At 37.1% G+C, this 16363-nt stretch carries 13 protein-coding genes and 9 tRNA genes; 4 read left to right on the forward strand and 18 right to left on the reverse strand.

The window, feature by feature from the left end; genetic code table 11:
- Window positions 1-6: 6 nt before the first annotated feature.
- The 4 genes from QL998_RS08605 to QL998_RS08620 all read left to right on the forward strand — a co-directional run bounded on the left by QL998_RS08605 (window position 7) and on the right by QL998_RS08620 (window position 3129).
- A complete protein-coding gene (locus QL998_RS08605) occupies window positions 7-903 on the forward strand; it encodes a DarT ssDNA thymidine ADP-ribosyltransferase family protein (protein ID WP_290192523.1) in 897 nt (298 codons plus the stop codon).
- Window positions 904-924: 21 nt separating this feature from the next.
- Window positions 925-2145, forward strand: coding sequence for a hypothetical protein (locus QL998_RS08610; protein WP_290192524.1), 1221 nt, complete (start codon window positions 925-927; stop codon window positions 2143-2145).
- Window positions 2146-2240: 95 nt separating this feature from the next.
- Window positions 2241-2957: a zeta toxin family protein gene (locus QL998_RS08615; protein WP_290192525.1), complete on the forward strand. Its 717-nt coding sequence runs from the start codon at window positions 2241-2243 to the stop codon at window positions 2955-2957.
- A 13-nt stretch (window positions 2958-2970) separates the two neighbouring features.
- Complete coding sequence (locus tag QL998_RS08620) at window positions 2971-3129, forward strand: hypothetical protein (protein WP_290192526.1); 159 nt, start codon at window positions 2971-2973, stop codon at window positions 3127-3129.
- A 74-nt stretch (window positions 3130-3203) separates the two neighbouring features.
- Here the strand turns inward: QL998_RS08620 and QL998_RS08625 are convergent, their stop codons facing one another.
- From QL998_RS08625 to pal, 18 genes are all read right to left on the reverse strand, one after another.
- On the reverse strand, window positions 3204-5531 hold the full coding sequence (locus tag QL998_RS08625) for a hypothetical protein (protein ID WP_290192527.1): 2328 nt from the start codon (window positions 5529-5531) through the stop codon (window positions 3204-3206).
- Between the two features lie 45 nt (window positions 5532-5576).
- A complete protein-coding gene (locus QL998_RS08630; protein ID WP_290192528.1) occupies window positions 5577-7436 on the reverse strand; it encodes a DEAD/DEAH box helicase family protein in 1860 nt (619 codons plus the stop codon).
- A gap of 5 nt (window positions 7437-7441) precedes the next feature.
- Window positions 7442-9421 (reverse strand): glutathione synthase, encoded by a 1980-nt coding sequence (locus QL998_RS08635; protein WP_290192529.1) that lies wholly within the window; start codon window positions 9419-9421, stop codon window positions 7442-7444.
- Between the two features lie 373 nt (window positions 9422-9794).
- A complete protein-coding gene (locus QL998_RS08640) occupies window positions 9795-10046 on the reverse strand; it encodes a hypothetical protein (protein ID WP_121954309.1) in 252 nt (83 codons plus the stop codon).
- Window positions 10047-10123: 77 nt separating this feature from the next.
- Window positions 10124-10789, reverse strand: coding sequence for a hypothetical protein (locus QL998_RS08645; protein ID WP_290192530.1), 666 nt, complete (start codon window positions 10787-10789; stop codon window positions 10124-10126).
- A gap of 21 nt (window positions 10790-10810) precedes the next feature.
- The gene (locus tag QL998_RS08650; RefSeq protein ID WP_290192531.1) at window positions 10811-12052 is read right to left on the reverse strand and encodes an integrase domain-containing protein; all 1242 of its coding nucleotides are present in this window, start codon (window positions 12050-12052) and stop codon (window positions 10811-10813) included.
- 186 nt (window positions 12053-12238) lie between these two features.
- Window positions 12239-12328 (reverse strand) — tRNA-Ser (locus tag QL998_RS08655).
- 175 nt (window positions 12329-12503) lie between these two features.
- A complete protein-coding gene (gene nadA / locus QL998_RS08660; protein ID WP_182733272.1) occupies window positions 12504-13544 on the reverse strand; it encodes a quinolinate synthase NadA in 1041 nt (346 codons plus the stop codon).
- Between the two features lie 141 nt (window positions 13545-13685).
- Window positions 13686-13761, reverse strand: a tRNA-Lys gene (locus QL998_RS08665).
- Between the two features lie 62 nt (window positions 13762-13823).
- Window positions 13824-13899 (reverse strand) — tRNA-Lys (locus QL998_RS08670).
- Between the two features lie 83 nt (window positions 13900-13982).
- A tRNA-Lys gene (locus QL998_RS08675) sits at window positions 13983-14058 on the reverse strand.
- A gap of 64 nt (window positions 14059-14122) precedes the next feature.
- Window positions 14123-14198: transfer RNA gene (locus QL998_RS08680), tRNA-Lys, on the reverse strand.
- Window positions 14199-14281: 83 nt separating this feature from the next.
- A tRNA-Lys gene (locus QL998_RS08685) sits at window positions 14282-14357 on the reverse strand.
- An 85-nt stretch (window positions 14358-14442) separates the two neighbouring features.
- A tRNA-Lys gene (locus QL998_RS08690) sits at window positions 14443-14518 on the reverse strand.
- Window positions 14519-14602: 84 nt separating this feature from the next.
- Window positions 14603-14678 (reverse strand) — tRNA-Lys (locus tag QL998_RS08695).
- A gap of 70 nt (window positions 14679-14748) precedes the next feature.
- Window positions 14749-14824 (reverse strand) — tRNA-Lys (locus QL998_RS08700).
- Between the two features lie 226 nt (window positions 14825-15050).
- On the reverse strand, window positions 15051-15800 hold the full coding sequence (ybgF, locus tag QL998_RS08705; protein ID WP_290192532.1) for a tol-pal system protein YbgF: 750 nt from the start codon (window positions 15798-15800) through the stop codon (window positions 15051-15053).
- 13 nt (window positions 15801-15813) lie between these two features.
- The gene (pal, locus tag QL998_RS08710) at window positions 15814-16356 is read right to left on the reverse strand and encodes a peptidoglycan-associated lipoprotein Pal (protein WP_002960636.1); all 543 of its coding nucleotides are present in this window, start codon (window positions 16354-16356) and stop codon (window positions 15814-15816) included.
- Between the last annotated feature and the right edge of the window lie 7 nt (window positions 16357-16363).

A 16363-nucleotide genomic window follows, 5' to 3' on the forward strand; every position in this document is an offset into this window, starting at 1 on the left:
ATTAATATGTTTGAAACTATGTTAAAAAAGACATTAGCCCTTTTACCCACCCCAGCTATTGCAGCTGAGTTTGTAGTAAATGAATTATCATTCGCTAACAAAAGCTCTCTCCTGGTCCGTAACTTTGCTAAATCCAGTGGTGTAAAATTAAAGGCTGAGATGCCACTATTGGAATTAGACAGCCCTAACATTCATTTTTCGACTTCAATGGCTCAAATAGGCACGCATCAAAATACTATTTCACTACGTCTTGAATTAATTGATGCCGTAATGACGCATTTCCAATTAGGCAAGTATGCGAATATTGATGATAAAAACCTTATTAAGCAGTTTTGCAAAGAGCGCGGAATTACTACATTAATACACTTTACAAAAGTAAAAAATATTAAAAGCATTTTGGATATAGGCCTTAATAGTAAAGATTATAATAACGAAATATCTAAAGGTCATATTTACAACGATGCTAATAGGTTTGACTACAGAACTCACATGATTTCATTATCTATATCCTACCCTAACGACAAAATGTTTTATAAATACAGACAAGCACAACCAGAAGAAAGTTGGGCTGTGTTAGAAATATCTGCCCGTGTTTTATGGGAGCTTGACTGCTTATTTTGCCCCACAAATGCTGCTAGCTCTTCTATAGCATCAGCAACTGAGGAATCCCTCTCAGGAAGTTTGGCATTAAAACAGCTTTTTAATAATCAACCTATCAATTTACGAGCTTGTGATCCTACTGATTCACAAGCCGAAATTCTCGTTAATAGTCATATCCCAAGAGAATATATCCAATCAATATATTTGGATAAACCTAACGAGTTATTAGGAAATACCGATTTTCAGATCAATAATACTTACTTTCACAATCGACAGTATGCTCTTTCGCACTGCTTTAACTAAATCTCATTATAAGGAAATAATATGTCTCTATTTAGCTTTTTCTCAAGAATTAAAACGGACCCCAAGGCAGAAGCACAAGGTGAACAATACTTTCGCCAAGCTCTTCAGTATCATCAATACGGCAATCAAGATGACGCTATTTTATTCTTTACAAAATCACTAGAAGTAAGCCCAAACCATTCAAGCGTATATTTAAATAGAGCTGGCTGTTTCATGATTCAAGAAAGGTACCTTGAGGCGTATGATGATTATCGTAAAGTTATAGACATGGAGAAGAATAAGGAGTCAGTGGATATAGAAAGAACCACTCCGATGGCATTGCAAAATATAGAGCGAATAAAATTATTTATCAGTTTCGAACAAAAAAGTGGCGATACAGTTAGACAGCAGCTCTCTAATGATGGCCTTAAGTACTTTGCCCAACGTTGGGCAGAAATACTAAGTAATCAGCATTTAGCCAATGATTTAGATTTAATAAAATATTTTATTCTTGAGGAAATAAAAGAACTTGAGGAAATGGGGGGAATCCACCAGGAATATGCTTTAAATTGCGGGATTAATCATTCTGAATTTATAAAAGTCACTGAGAATAATAATACTGGAAAAGCATTTATATTTTTTAAAAGTATTTTATGTTGCTTCAGCCGTGACCCTCTCAAGATGTTTGAAATTAGGACTGCAATACTTAATAAATTGATTTCATTAAGTATTACTTCTAATTCCGGCAATAATATCAGTAATCAAAAAATCGATTACGATGGTGGAATGAGGCTTATTGAAGCTGAAGTCGATATAATGTTCATCGTTAAAAATGGTGAGGTCATGTATGTTAATAATGAAACTCCTCACCTGTATGAAATTGATAAAGATGGTGATATGAAGCTAGACGGCAGAGTGGTTAACTTTATCTTTAAAGATTCAAACGAAGTTATTGAGATATTTGTTGCATTTGATGATCAAGATTCGTATTCAATGTTTACAATGAATATGGGCCGAGATGAAAGATTAAACTATGTCGCTCAAGCTATTTTTCAATTTATGGGGCAAAATAATATTACCAATGTATTTTCAGCTACTGCGACATATTCGAGCCAATATCACTATACATTTAAGCTGTATAAAAAGAATGATAAGCACTTTATGATTAATAACAATCAATCTCAAGCCTATTTGATAAGTGAAAACATATATAAAAATAATAATGCTGATGATATTAAATCTGAGTTTTGGGGGATGGCATAAGCCAAAAATGTTGAATGACCTCTTGGTATACTACTGGATTTATAGAGGGTTTTAACCCCTTTATTTATGTGAATTAACCTTAGATTTGATATTTTATGACAGATGCAGAAATTACAAAAAAAGCGCTAGTTAAAGCTAAGGCAATGAAGAAAGCTCTTGCCAAAAGTATGATTGATCATTTGCCAGAAGAAGAAAGTGCTGTATCTGTTTTTATGGCAGGCTCCCCTGGCGCAGGAAAAACTGAGACTGCTAAAAGTATCATTTCTCAATTTAAAAAAGAGCATGGCGCTGATGTTGTTCACATAGAAAATGATGAACTAAGAAAGGAGTTTGATGACTACAAGGGATTAAACTCACCGCTATTCCAAACGCCTGCAACTATTTTAGTGGAAGCTATACATGATAGAGCTTTAAAGAAAAAGGTAAGCTTTTTACTCGACTCTACGCTTTCAAGTTTTGAAAAGGCAAAATCGAATATAGAACGCTCATTACGTAAAGATCGCTATGTTTTGATTATATTTGTTTACCAAGATCCAGAACAAGCTTGGTGTTTAGTTAAGGCTCGCGAAATAGTTGAAGGAAGAAGAGTTCCACCTGAGGTTTTCGTAAATCAGTTTTTAGAGTCTCAACGTGTGGTCAGCGAATTAAAAAATATTTTCAAGGAGCAAATTGATATTATTTTTATGGAAAAAAACCTTGATGGAACAAAAGAAAAGCCTTACTTTAATGTAAGTAACATTGACGCTCTACTTGGCAAAAAGTATAATCGTAAGTCATTAGAGCGTATAGCCGGTATAAGTAATTCAACATAAATAGGAGTATGACATGTTGGTTCAATCTCGTGAAAAAGTTAAGTCTACGCCTTTTTCTGAATTTGTACGTAACGGTTCAGCAAAAGAAAAGAGAAAGTTCTTCGATAAAGTAATCAAAGAAACAGTAGCTATTCAACGTGCGATGATCGAAGAATCGAAAGCCTGTAGATAGCTAACAAACAGATTTATTATGAGAGCCGTTCAATTTGAACGGCTTTTTTGATTCGAAAAGACTCGCCTAACCACCTAGCTAATGTAGTCTTCTAATTCTAAGCCATGTATCCCTAATACATCATCAGCAAAACACTCGGTTCCACCTCCACTTAACACCAAAGTGTCTGACATTAAAAGTCTATATTCTTCAAACTCTTCTAATATGGTTTGCTCGGCAATAATAGCTTTATCAAGAGTTGTGAGGATACTAAACTGATCTAAAATTTCTGTATTATCTTTCTCCAAACGATAAAAACGTTGTTTAACGCCTTTTGTTGTTATGCCTACTTTATAAAAAATGAGATGTTCTGTTCTAAGTTTTAAATAATATAGATAACATGGAGTATCTGGATCTTTATTATCTAAATTCCTAAAATATTCAGCACATTTAGGACAACCTGCACCATGTTTATGATCATGGGCCGTTTGCAGAAAGTCACCATGTGTAGAACAGGTAATAATAACCTTATCCCTGATAGTATTATATTCTAATTTAGAATAGTCATATTTATCAGCATGTATTTTTTTACAATCTTTAAGGTAATTTTCTAAAGTTAGTTTTGTTGAATCAACATAGCAGTCTCTACATCCATTGCCCTTTAAGTGTTGAGAAGCCATTTGTTCAAAGATACCATGCTTATAGCATTCAATTTTTAGTATGCTATTAGTCCCATTACAGTCAACGTACTGATAGCCATATCTTCCTCTATGTACTGCAGTAGATCTTTCTGTAAACTCTTCAGTCTGCATATTACGTTGAATGCTAGTACATTCTGGACACCCTACACCTCTAAGGTGAGCATCAATTTTTTGTTCAAACCTTCCATGCTCTGAACAAAAAACAACTAATTTACCATCTGGATTCTCTTCCCTATCTTCAACATAACTATATTTGAAGTTATGGACTTCATGCGCTTTTGTCAGTATGACATGATGAGGGATTCTCCTTTTTTCCCTAGAAGACTCTAAGCCACAAATTGGGCACCCGGATCCTCTAACATGCGATGCCGGTGATTGATTAAAGACACCATGCAATAAACACTTTATGCTAACCTTCTCATTAAATGATGAATATTCAACAAGGTCATATAAATACTTATCACCATGAGCTTCCTTAGCTCTTTTTAGAAACTCTTCATACTTTACCTTTCCAGAGTCGGTAGACTTAATAACCCCACATCTAGGACACCCTTTTCCACTTTTATGGCTACCAGGGGTTTGTTCAAAATCACCATGTTCCTGACACGTTATTATTACTTTTTTATGGTTATTTATATATTTTGTTTTGTCATAATTCCATTTGTACTCATGTATGAAGTTTGAGCTTCTAATAAATTCAGCTGTAGAAGAGGCGTTATTTTTACCACGTTTAATAGCGGCACATTTGTTACATCCATAGCCTTGCAAATGTAGTATTGGCTTTTGATTAAATGAGCCATGCGTAGGACAAGTAATTAATACTTTAACTTTTGATGAGACATAAATTGCTTTTTCATATGAGTAGTAAGATCTATGCTTATTATTAGCTCGGTCTATAAATTCAGCTGTAGTGTAGGTTATTTTTTCATTAGCACAGAGTTTGCAACCCGCCCCAGCTAAGTGATTATGTGGATTTTGTGAAAAATCCCCATGCTGTTCGCAGGTAATTATTATATCTTCATGTGACTTAGTAAATTGAGTTTTTGAATAGTTATACTTATTTTTATGGGCTATTTTTGCTCTTTCTATAAATACACTAGCTGATAACCTTGAAGTGGAGTTATCTATTGCACATTTATGGCAACCGGAACCTTCAAGATGCTTGCGAGGGGTTTGCAAGTAATCTCCATGTTCTAGGCAGGTTATTATAACTTTTGTTGTATTTCCTTTGTAAGCGACTTGCTTATAATCAAACCTATCTCCATGGACCTTTCTAGACTTTAATTCAAATGTTTTGGAAGCTGCTTCGATAGTTTTTAATGCTGTATTTTTGTTTCCACATTGTTTACACCCACTACCAGCTAAAAAATGTTGAGCTCTAATTTCAAACAAGCCATGTTCAGAGCACACTACAGTTACTTTATTTTTGGCTCCTGTATAATTTACTTTTGATAAGTCATATTTGTTGTCATGGACCGCTATAACTTTATCTAAATACACTGAGGACGCCTTCGCTAATTTAGCTTTGTTTTGGACCTCTTTTGAACATTTAGAACAATGGTATTTAAAATGGTTTGATGGCGTTTGTTCAAAATCACCATGGTGTTTACACGTAATAGTTAATTTTATATTACTACCAATATAAGTAGACTTATCATAAGAATAAGTATCGCCATGTATAGATTTTGCTTTATTAATAAAACTTAAAGTTTTTTCATCCATGTTAGAGCCTTAAAGGAAATAGAGACCAAACCATTGTAAAATACATTAAAAAACAGACTGGTTTTTAATGTGCGTAGCTATCACTTCAGCCTGGTGTTTTTTTATTTTAGTTAACTCACTTGAGTGTTCACCACGAAGAAACAATAAAATTATTGTGTCATCGAGTGCCACATCTAATAGCTCACTAATCTCTTGCAAATCATCTTCATCCATTGAACGCTTAAATGCGTCTGCTTTTTTAGATAAGTTATATATACTAAACACACTCGCCATAACTCGCTTATCAGTCGTAGCCTCACCACCGCCTGGGTTAACCACTTTATTAAACTCTAACTGTTGGTTTTGATCTAATAATGACATGAATTCTATTGTTCTACTTTTTGCACAGCTTGGAGTGTAATCATCATAAGTAACGCCGTTTACCCATTGTGCCTTTATCCAATTCTGATGTTCACCTTTAAGGGCTCTACCCTGCTTACGGTGTGGACCATCATCTTTTAAAAATTCAGCCTTAATTAGAGCAATAGCCTCAAGCAGTAAGGGGTTTTGGGTGTATTTTGAATAATCGTAGTCCGGTATAGCTAATTTACCTGGAACGGCTAGATAACTTTGGGTTAAATATGTTTGAGTGTCATCTTTTTTTCGAGAAGAGGCGGTATATTCCTTATTTGGTAGTATTTGAACACCTCTATCAAAACCTCTTACTTCGTATTTAGCACAGATATCTTCAAAAACTGCATGTAACCCTTTGAAATCACTTTTGTCACTATTTAATTCAAGGTGATTAAGTAAGTCGCTATAAGCTTTAATAGCATCAAGGTTCGTATAGTGTTTGGCAAGTGTATTACTGTGATAACCGCAAGCACGACCAATATTAGCCTGGACAATTGCAGCAATATTAGCAATCGTACTGTCCCAAGTATTAATGAGCGTGCTTTTCATCTCTTGACCAAAATTAATACCAGCTCTAAAGCCTGCAACAGTAATAGCGATAACTTTGTCATCGAACATAGCTGCTGCTTCATATTCACGTTTAAAATCGTCAATACTTGCTAAATCACTCTCCTCAACACCCACCAGCTTTTGGCCAATAACCATTATTTGCTCTTCGGCTATACCGTTTTCTAGTAGGATATTTTTTGCTAAATTAGCCTGGCTACTAGGAACCCTAATCAATGACCATCCTGATGAGGGATGCTCTTTGAACTGCCTAATAAAACGCTTACGTAGTAAAGAATCATCACAAAAATTACGCTGCTCTTCTGTTAACTTTACTATTTGATTATTGCGGTGCATCTCTCTGATGCCTAAATACTCATCGCTTGTTTTATGGAAAACGAGACTGGTTTTAAAGTCGTGACGAAGAATCGAATCTGCACCTGCTGAATAAAGCGCGCTAAAAGGTGTGGCTGAAATAAAAGCAATTTTACAGTTTGTATTTTCTTTTTCGAGATACTCAAAAACCTTGGCATACCTTACGGCCTCTGAGCCGGCTCCATAATGACACTCGTCTATTATAATGAGTTTGGGTGGCTGGGCTTTAAAGTTGCTTGAGAGTGCGAAACTCATATTAGTAAAGTTACTCACAACAACATTATTACATTTAGCAAGATCTTGCTTAGCCTGCTCTTGGAGTGACAAATCGGCCATAGTGACCAAATAAAGTGTATCTTTTAATTTTGAGCGCTCACAAATATCTATATCTGATAAACTCAGCCTTTGTAATGCAGCTAATGCTAATGCGATACCAGACTTCCCTGATTGCATCTCAGCGGTTATAACAACAGCACGACTACCCTGTTGAAAATGAGAAAACGCTCTCTTTGCTGCATGTTGTTGATGTTCGAAAGTATCACTAGATACTATTTTCTCTAGATACTCTCTGTGCTTTTGTGCTTGATTCATAAACTTTACTTCACTGAAAACTGTGATTCGTCACTTAAAGCACCTGATTTTTCAGGTAACTCATTATGAGTCTTTTTATCTAGTGTTCTATCTAAGTCATATTCACCGCGTTTATATAAAACAAACATGGTATCGTCATGTGGAATATCGAAATAATCACACATGTCCCACACATCCTTTTCTGTCATGATCGTTTTGGTAACTTTACGTCTTGATATGTTATAGATACTAAAAACAGTTGCAGTAACTGACTTATTTTCAGATAGCTCTCCTGAACCTGGCGCTACAACCCTATTAAACTCAACATATTCATCATTATCTAACATGCTGGTAAGCATTATAGTTCTATCTTTTTGAGGTCCATCCACGCCTGCTTTCTGGGCGTTATCGTAGCTATCGCCATTAACCCACTGAGCTTTTATCCAGTTTTTTTTCTTACCGCGCATTGCCCTACTGCCTTTAACAGACGGAGCTCCATTTTTAATAAATTCTTCTCGTAATACTGAAGTAGCAGCTAAAAGTAGCTTATCTTGTGTATGTTGTGAAAAGTCATAGTCTTGGTCTAATAGCCTTGCTGGGACAGCTACATAATGATCCGTTGCGAACGTTTCAACATCTCCAATAGGTCTACGTTTTTTATATTTAATTGTAAGCCCTACATCTAAACCATTTACTTGATGTTCTTGACATACTTCTTCAAAAAACTCTTTCAGGCCTTCAAAATCAGATGCAGCATGATCTGAACAATTACGTTCTAAATAATCCAATATTGCCCCATATGCTTCAGCTGCATTACCATTAGTGAAATGCATTGAGGTATTATTGCCATGATAACCACAAGCACGCCCTACATTCGCTTGTACAACAGCAGCAACACTAGCTACTGTGCTATCCCAGGTAGAGATAAGGTTATTCTTCATTAAATTACCAAAGTTTATTCCCGCACGGCACCCTGCAACTGTAATCGCGACCAACTTTTCACCAAACAATTCGCTGTCTTCAAATGCTTTTTTAAACCTATCAATTGTAGATAACTCATCTTCTGGCACCCCTGAAAGCGAATTTCCTAGTATGTAAATGTTTTCTTCATCTACTCCTTGGGAAATGAAGTACTGCTTTGCATCCATTGCTGTACCGGCAGGAACACGAACTAATGACCAACCCATACCTTCATGTGCATTAAATTGCTGCATAAAACTTTTGCGATGAGACGAATCAACTAGAAAGTTTCTTTCGTCATCATTTAGATTATGTAGTCGGTTATTTTTTAGCATTTCACGAACACCGTAATATTCGTTACTCGTTTTATGAAAAACTAATCGCGTGCCAAAATCACGCCGTAAAATAGAATCTTTAAGAGCTTGATCTGCAAGTTGAGCTGACTCTTTTAGTAGCTTATCGTTATGATCCTCCTCTGCTTCTGAACTAATTTCTAAAGCTTCTTCATATTCAGTCTCTGCACCATATAAAGCACCAAAAGGTGTCGCAGAAATAAACACGACTTTACAAGAGTCATTTTCTTGTTCTAAGTAGTCAAATACAGTGCTGTAACGTATACCTGTTACGTTAGAGCCATAATGGCACTCATCAATGATGATGAGTTTCGGAGGATTGCCCTTAAAATCAGTTTCTAAAGATTTTTCAAAATTAACAAAATTACTGACCACTACATTTTTAGCAAGCCTTAAGTCATCTTCAGCTTGATCCCTTAAGGCTGTATCTGGCATTGTGACAAGGTATAAGGTGTCTTTAAGCGAGCGTTTTTGGCAAATGGTTTCATCATCTAGGCTCAAACGTTGTAGACAACATAAAGCTAAAGCAATACCCGATTTACCAGCTTGCATTTCTGCGGCTGTAACTACGGCTCTAACATCTGCAGAAAATGCATCAAATGTTTTTGTCGCGGCATTTACTTGGTGACCATGTAATACGTTACTACTGAGGATTTCTTGGACTTTTTGGCGATGTACGTCAGCTTTATTCATAAAACTAACTCCTTGTTAAAATTATGCTGATTCGAGGGTGAGTCTATTTAAATCGAATACTATTGCTTATATTCAATAGACTTTTTCTTATTTTGCCACTTTTTATATATTTAGCAAATCTAAATACGGTAAACTGTTGATAATAGATAATTAACTTCAACATTCGTTAACTCATTGAACATAGGTAAAATATGGCATTAAAGTTTGAAATCAACGATAGGATTTATTCACAGAAAGAGGCTCGTAGTAGAGGTAATATGGCTCAGGGTTAATACTTATATACTAAAAATAATAAGGCATATTGCCTCTAGCTTAGAGCTCTTGAGTCGAGGAAATGGCTCATTACAATTTATTATGAGCCAAGTAAACTTGATTACTGCTGGAAATGGTCTTCACAAACCGGGTTATCTTGCATATAGCGCACTGCAGGCTTTTCGCAAAACTCGCATTCAGTACCTTCTGGCACTGTGTTTTCATCACAGTTAGGGCAGCTTTTGAGTTTATAATTAAACTTGTGCTCACACACTTCACACTCAATTAAGTCGTCTTCACAATCAGGACAATTATCGTATTCATCCAAATCGAATTTTAATTTACACTCGCTACATTCTACTAAATCGCTCATATTCCCTGCTTTATTTTATTAGTTAAGAAATCAATGTACCTTTTTAAGTACATTCAGTAAAGCCATGTTATTAGTAATTAATTGAGCAATTCTTTAATCAACACAAAACCCAGTTCCCGTATATTAAATGGATTTCCGTTGCTATTTAAAATTGAAATCCCTAACTCTTTAGCGATATCACGTAAGTAACGCTTGCTTGGTGTTACAAGCTCGTCATTTAAAAACACTTCAATAGTTCCGCTTTCAAGCTCTACTAATTTGTAGTTATTCCATGTTGCTTCTTTTACGTTTAGTAATACACGTGGCTTAACAGGTGGGTTTATTAACTTACTCATTGTGATACAGCTTTTACCCGTTGCTGCATCACTCATTAGTAATCTAGCTTGCTCAACTGGCATATCTAACAAAGTTTCAACTTGCATTTCGTCTGTATTGATTCTTAAAATAATTATACGATCGACCAATTCTAACGTATTAGTATTAAAGCTAATATGGCCGCCTGTATGCATCCTACCTGTTGTTTTAACTGATATACGCTCGCCTTTGCTTGATACAACATCATAGCCCGCCTGGTTAACCTCTGTTGCCATACGTCCATTCGTGATTAGTGCAGCGTAAAGCTCCCCAATTCTACCAGTTAAATGTCTTAGCTCTGTTGCAGGCACATCCCAACTTAACTCCCTTTCTAACCAGCTCATAGCTTCACCTAGTGATTGAATAATCTGCATTTGAGTTAAAGCCATTTTATATCCTTATTTTATCCTCTAACCAACTTTTAAAAGGTGTTTATGCCCTGTTACCGACAGTGTACCCTGAGATGCTCGGCCTATATGGTCGCTCCACCAATTCATTAGCTCTCTGCGTTTTTCTATGTACTCAGCTCTATTATAAGCAGAACGAACTTTATTTTTATCTACATGCGCAAGTGCGGCTTCTATCACATCTGGGTTAAACTCATGCTCATTTAATGTTGTACTCCCAAGCGAACGTAAGCCATGGCTTACTAATCTACCTTCAAACCCCATACGTTTTAGAGCCATATTAGCTGTTTCATTGTTGATATGATTTCTAGGGTTTCTGTCTGACGGAAAAACAAACTCTCTGTGCCCTGAAATTGGTTTTATTGCCTCCAATAACTCTAAAGCCTGTTTTGATAAAGGAATGACATGCTCTCTGCGCTTTTTCATGCGTTCAGGGGGTATAGTCCAAAGTTTATTACCAAAATCGATTTCATCCCATCGCGTACCGGCAGCTTCACCTGGGCGCGTAAGTGTATGTAACTGCCATTCAATTAAAAAACGAGTTACGCGCTTAATTGATGCTATAGCAAGTGTTTGCATTAATTCAGGCAGCTCCTCTGGTTTTAACGAAGGCATGTTTTGTTTTTGCGGCTTTTTGAAAACCTCACTAATCCCTGCAAGTGGATTAGCATTAATGTAACCACTATTAACTGCGTGTATCATGATCTTTCTTAAATACAGGCATAGCCGCTTAACTGTCTCTAAGGTTCCTTTTGCTTCTATGGGTTTTAAAATCTTAATCACTTGTGGTGCATTGATTTTACCAATGGGGTATTTGCCAATAACCGATAAAATATGCTTGTTTAACGATCGCCAAATATCTTCACCATAGTCTTTGGTTAAACTTTGTTTTTTAACCTCAAACCACTCTAAAGCGACTTTATTTAGCGTTAACTCTTCTTGTGCTCGTTTAAAAGCTAAGGTTTCGTCTCTATGTTCTTTAGGGTCAGTCCCTAGAGCAACCAACTCCCTGGCTTCTTGCGCTAGCTTTCTAGCATTAACAATTGATATATCGGGATACTTACCTAAGCCCATGTTAATACGCTTTTTTGTAATTGGATGATAGTAGTTAAAGTTCCAGAGCTTAGAACCACTCTTTCTAACTTTTACTTGTAGGCCATTACCATCAGATAAAATAAGATCTTTATCATCTGCTTTTACTTTCTTTAGCGCTGTATCGGTAAGTTGCTTCGCTGATCTTGCCATAAAAAATGAACCCTACTCCAATTTAGTATTCTTTATTATGGCAGTTTATTAAAGGAATACCATATTAGATACTAAAGCTTTGAGCTTGGGTGAAACAGGATGGGACGAGATGATACACTAAGTTATTGATTTTACTTTATTACAGGCACAAAAAAGGACGTCCTGAGACGTCCTAATATTGAATAATGGTGGAGGGAGAGGGATTCGAACCCTCGTTAGGGATAAACCTAAACACACTTTCCAGGCGTGCGCCTTCAGCCACTCAGCCATCCCTCCACAGTGCTGCAATTGTATAATGCAACAGCGCGCTATAGTATGAAATAGACCCTTAAGGTGCAAGGCATTTTTAAATATGAGCCTTTAAATGCTTACTTATCAAGCAATAGCTTATCCATAGGCACAAAAAACGGCTAAATCTAAGAATTAACCGTTTTAATTTATACTTTTAAAATTACTTAGCCATGCTCGCAGTAAATTCAAGCATGCGATTAAGTGACTTAAGTGCGCCTTCGCGTAAATCCATATCAACAAATACTTCTTTACCTTTAGGGCTTATGAGGGCTTCCTCAATCGCTTTTAAGCCATTCATTGCCATCCAAGGGCAATGTGCGCAACTTTTACATGAAGCGCCCTCACCTGCCGTTGGAGCCGCAAAAAACTCTTTATCTGGACATAGTTGCTGCATTTTATAAAAGATGCCGCGATCGGTTGCTACAATAAACTTTTTATTGTCCATTGTTTGCGCAGCTTTAATTAATTGGCTCGTAGATCCAACCGAATCGGCAAGTGCAACAATTTCTGCTGGTGACTCAGGATGAACTAAAACGCCCGCATCTGGGTGTAGCGCCTTCATATCTTTTAAGGCTTTAGTTTTAAATTCGTCATGTACAATACATGCGCCATTCCACATAAGCATATCAGCACCGGTATTTTTTTGAATATAGCTACCAAGGTGCTTATCTGGACCCCAAATGATTTTTTCGCCTTGCTCATCGAGGTGCTCTACTATTTCAAGTGCACATGATGAAGTTACAATCCAATCTGCACGTGCTTTAACAGCCGTAGAGGTGTTTGCATATACAACCACTTTACGATCTGGGTGCTGATCGCAAAACGCTGAGAACTCGTCTATCGGGCAACCAATATCTAGCGAACACGTCGCTTCAAGTGTTGGCATTACAACCGTTTTATTTGGCGTTAAAATTTTGGCTGTTTCGCCCATAAATTTCACGCCCGCGACGATGATCATATCTGCATCATGACGTGCACCAAAACGTGCCATTTCTAGCGAATCGGCAACGCAACCGCCAGTTTCTTCAGCAAGTGCTTGAATTTCAGGATCGGTATAATAATGTGCAACAAGTACTGCATTTTTATCTTTTAGTAATTGTTTTATACGCGCTTTATATTCGCCTTGCTCGTCATTTGTTAACGGTGCTGGCTTAGGGGGGAAAATATAACCTTCAGGCATAATAGTTTGAGCTAGACTCATGTTCTCGACCACTTATCTACAGTGCATTAATTAGGGCGAATTATACGAGAATATAAACACAAATAACAGCAAACTGGTAAAGCTGTTTATAAAAAATAGAATGGGAATTAAAAAAAGAATATACAGGAAAGTATTAGAGAGTGGTGGGTCATGATGGATTTGAACCATCGACCAATTGATTAAAAGTCAACTGCTCTACCAACTGAGCTAATGACCCGCTCTAATATAAATCTGCTTTGAAAAAAGCTACGTAAATCCGCCGATTAAACTTTCATAGAATGGTGGGTTATGATGGATTTGAACCATCGACCAATTGATTAAAAGTCAACTGCTCTACCAACTGAGCTAATAACCCGCTCTATGCACTTATTCAATTAAGAATGAAGCTTACGTAAATCCGCCGATTGATGCCATACACTATTCACAAGGAATAAAGAATGGTGGGTCATGATGGATTTGAACCATCGACCAATTGATTAAAAGTCAACTGCTCTACCAACTGAGCTAATGACCCGCTCATGCGCTTATTCATTTTGAATAAACTTACGTAAATCCGCCGATTAAAACTACTCATAGAATGGTGGGTTATGATGGATTTGAACCATCGACCAATTGATTAAAAGTCAACTGCTCTACCAACTGAGCTAATAACCCGCTCTATGCACTTATCCAATTAAGAATGAAGCTTACGTAAATCCGCCGATTGATGCCAAACGCTATTCACGAGGAATAAAGAATGGTGGGTTATGATGGATTTGAACCATCGACCAATTGATTAAAAGTCAACTGCTCTACCAACTGAGCTAATAACCCGCTCTATTGTTGCGTTTAAATGCAACTTACTACTTTGCGTAAATCCGCCGATTTGAACCAGTCATTATTCACAAGGAATAAAGAATGGTGGGTTATGATGGATTTGAACCATCGACCAATTGATTAAAAGTCAACTGCTCTACCAACTGAGCTAATAACCCATTCCAGTTGCTAACTTATTACTAAGTTAAAGCTTACGTAAATCCGCCGATTGATGCCAAACCGTATTCACAAGGAATAAAGAATGGTGGGTCATGATGGATTTGAACCATCGACCAATTGATTAAAAGTCAACTGCTCTACCAACTGAGCTAATGACCCGCTCTGACGTTGCGTTTTATAACAACTTAGTATTGTACGTAAATCCGCCGATAAAAGACCATTCAAATAATGGTGGGTTATGATGGATTTGAACCATCGACCAATTGATTAAAAGTCAACTGCTCTACCAACTGAGCTAATAACCCGCTCTTTTTGTCGCATTTCGAGTGGGGTAACCATTCGTCTGCTGCGGGCGCTTATAATACTTATTTATAAAATGAGTGCAACCGAAATTGTCTCTTTTTTTAAGTTTTTATGTCTAGATGCACAAAATTAAACCGTTTGTGCTCAAACTACATGCAAATCCAAGATTCTTCGAGAGTTTCCATGTAGTTTGCTCGCCTTAACTAGAAATTTAATCGCTGGTGAACTTTAGTTTCCCAAACGATCAGTTGCTAGTTTTGCAGCGGTAGTACTTGGGTATTGATTGATAAGATCGCTCAATATTTTTTGTGCTTGCGCCGCTGAACCTTGATCTTGTAAAAGTGTGCCTAACTTTAGCATTGCATCAGGGCGTTTATTAGAATTTGGAAATTCGTTAACAACCACTTTAAAATGCTCTACCGCTTTTACGCCATCATTTTTAATAGTAAGCAACTGCCCTAACCAATAATGCGCGTTAGACGCATATACAGAGTTTGGATAGGTAGTTAAAAACGTTTGAAATTCAGGAATCGCTTGATCATAACGTTTATCTTTCATTATTAACGCAACAGCACGCTCGTACGCTTCATTTTCAGATAAGTCACTGCTGTAGCTCTGTGCATCGCTTGGCTGCGCCTGATCGACTACTGGAGCTGCTGTTGGCTGTGTATAAGCCTGGCTCACGCGGTTTTCAATCTCTTGATACAACTCACGCTGACGCTGCAGTACTTTTTCAAGTTTGTAGCTTTGCTCTTCAGTTACACCGCGAATTTGACTTACTTCGTCTTGTAACAAGTTAAGTTGTTGCTGTAACTCTACTTGTAAAAAGTTACGCGACTGCATCATATTCTCAAGCGACGCTAATCGCTTCTCAATACTTGATTGTGAACTCGCAGCTTCTGAAACAGGAGCGGGAGCAGCCATTAACTGGGTGCTCCCGCTCAATATCATGGCTGCCAAAATAATTTTCGGCTTCATAATATCTCTTATCTTAGTAAACTAGTACCGCACGGCGGTTTTTAGCGAAAGCTGATTCAGTGCGAGATTTAACCATTGGCTTCTCTTCACCGTAGCTTACCACTGACATTTGGCTAGCTGAAACACCTAAGCTTAATAGGTATTTTTCAACTGCTTGGCCACGGTGCTCACCTAGTGCAATGTTGTACTCTGGAGTACCGCGCTCATCTGCGTGGCCTTCAATTAGTACTTTAACTGATGGGTTTTGAACTAAAAACTCAGCATGTGCACGAAGTAAATCTGCGTACTTACCTTCAACAGTTGCTTTATCAAAGTCAAAGTAAATTACTTGCTCTTGACGAAGTGCTTCGTACTTTTGACGAAGTTGCTCTTCTGCTTGTTGCTCAGGAGAGATTGTAGCTACTTCAACTGTATCAGTGTTAGTTGATTGCTCAACAACGCCTTGATTTGATTGGTTTGCAGCACCTTCATCAATATCAGAAGATGAGCTACAAGCTGCTAATGTCATTACTGGCACAGCAATTAGCAGGCCTTTAAGTATTTTGTTAAGTTGCATTGAGTAG

This window comes from Pseudoalteromonas sp. APC 3691 (assembly GCF_030408135.1).
GTDB lineage: Bacteria > Pseudomonadota > Gammaproteobacteria > Enterobacterales > Alteromonadaceae > Pseudoalteromonas.

Coding starts and splice junctions, on each gene's coding strand:
- QL998_RS08630 (WP_290192528.1), bottom strand. CDS start 7,436: ATGAATCAAGCACAAAAGCACAGAGAGTATCTAGAGAAAATAGTATCT.
- QL998_RS08640 (WP_121954309.1), bottom strand. CDS start 10,046: ATGAGCGATTTAGTAGAATGTAGCGAGTGTAAATTAAAATTCGATTTG.
- QL998_RS08620 (WP_290192526.1), top strand. CDS start 2,971: ATGTTGGTTCAATCTCGTGAAAAAGTTAAGTCTACGCCTTTTTCTGAA.
- QL998_RS08650 (WP_290192531.1), bottom strand. CDS start 12,052: ATGGCAAGATCAGCGAAGCAACTTACCGATACAGCGCTAAAGAAAGTA.
- QL998_RS08635 (WP_290192529.1), bottom strand. CDS start 9,421: ATGAATAAAGCTGACGTACATCGCCAAAAAGTCCAAGAAATCCTCAGT.
- QL998_RS08610 (WP_290192524.1), top strand. CDS start 925: ATGTCTCTATTTAGCTTTTTCTCAAGAATTAAAACGGACCCCAAGGCA.
- nadA (WP_182733272.1), bottom strand. CDS start 13,544: ATGAGTCTAGCTCAAACTATTATGCCTGAAGGTTATATTTTCCCCCCT.
- QL998_RS08625 (WP_290192527.1), bottom strand. CDS start 5,531: ATGGATGAAAAAACTTTAAGTTTTATTAATAAAGCAAAATCTATACAT.
- QL998_RS08615 (WP_290192525.1), top strand. CDS start 2,241: ATGACAGATGCAGAAATTACAAAAAAAGCGCTAGTTAAAGCTAAGGCA.
- pal (WP_002960636.1), bottom strand. CDS start 16,356: ATGCAACTTAACAAAATACTTAAAGGCCTGCTAATTGCTGTGCCAGTA.
- QL998_RS08605 (WP_290192523.1), top strand. CDS start 7: ATGTTTGAAACTATGTTAAAAAAGACATTAGCCCTTTTACCCACCCCA.
- QL998_RS08645 (WP_290192530.1), bottom strand. CDS start 10,789: ATGGCTTTAACTCAAATGCAGATTATTCAATCACTAGGTGAAGCTATG.
- ybgF (WP_290192532.1), bottom strand. CDS start 15,800: ATGAAGCCGAAAATTATTTTGGCAGCCATGATATTGAGCGGGAGCACC.